The organism is Sphingomonas jinjuensis (genome assembly GCF_014197105.1).
Taxonomy (GTDB): Bacteria; Pseudomonadota; Alphaproteobacteria; order Sphingomonadales; family Sphingomonadaceae; genus Sphingomonas; species Sphingomonas jinjuensis.
Window position 1 is genome coordinate 1 of record NZ_JACIEV010000033.1, and the last position, 1,144, is coordinate 1,144.

The window sequence follows — 1,144 nt, forward strand, 5'->3', positions numbered from 1 at the left end:
CCGTGTGTGGACGCCCCGTCGGATACAAGGGGGTGTTCGGAAGATTGGATCGCGCAGGTTCAGGTGCTTCCGTGTGTCCGGCCTGTTGATGCAGCCATCATCACGGCTGCTGGCCTGTATGGAGATCGCGGATCGGGTCCACACCGCTTTTGCGCGCTCGAGGCGCACGGACATTTCACTGGTTTTCCCGACCCCGTCTTCTGACCGTTGCGCCATACCTCTCTACTGACCTTCCTTGCGTCCCTGACGCCTCAAGCCTTGGTGGTCATACCGCCACGGCCGGAGCTCTGTACGATCCGCCGTGCGCCATCAGCGCCCAAACGGTCCTCGCCATTTTGTTCGCGAGCGCGACGGTGATCAGCATGCGTGGCTTGCGAGCCAGCATGCCGGCCAGCCATGCGCCGGCTTTATCAGGACTGCGCGCCGCAACCTTCGTCACCGAACTCGCGCCGATGATCAGAAGCCTGCGCAAGCTACGCTCGCCCATCTTCGTTGTCCGCCCGAGGCGCTCCTTGCCGCCGCTGGAGTGCTGTCGGGGTACGAGGCCGAGCCAAGCCGCGAAGTCACGCCCGCGACGGAAGGTGCTGGCAGCTGGTGCCAGCGCCACCAGCGCCGTTGCAATCACCGGGCCGACACCGGGGATCGTCATCAGCCGCTTTGCCACGGGATCAGCTTTAGCACGGCTCGCGATCTCGCGGTCGAGCAGGGCGATCTGCGTCTGCAGCGCTTCCAGCCCTTGCGCGATCACAACCAGCACGGGTCGCGCTTGAGCCGGGATGTCGGAGGTGGAGTCGCTGACCATCTCGATCAGCTTGCCGACGTGCCCGACCCCCTGACGCACGGTGTAACCGAACTCGGTGAGGTGGCCGCGCAGGGCGTTGATCAGTTGGGTACGTTGACGCACAAGCAGGTCGCGGGTCCGGAACACCACCGCCGATGCCTGTGCCTCCGCGCTCTTGCCTTGGACAAAGCGCATCGTCGGGCGCTGTGCTGCCTCACAGATCGCCTCCGCATCAGCCATGTCGTTCTTCTGCCGTTTGACGAACGGCTTCACGTACGCCGGTGGGATCAGCTTCGTGTCATGCCCAAACGCGGCGATCTCGCGAGCCCAATGATGAGCGCTCGCACATGCCTCCATCGCCAC

1 protein-coding gene is annotated in these 1,144 nt (G+C 64.5%); it reads right to left on the reverse strand.

The features are described 5' to 3' along the window. Positions 1 to 265: 265 nt before the first annotated feature. Positions 266 to 1,144: IS110 family RNA-guided transposase (locus GGQ80_RS18275; RefSeq protein WP_183987543.1), on the reverse strand; the 879-nt coding region annotated here is incomplete at its 5' end.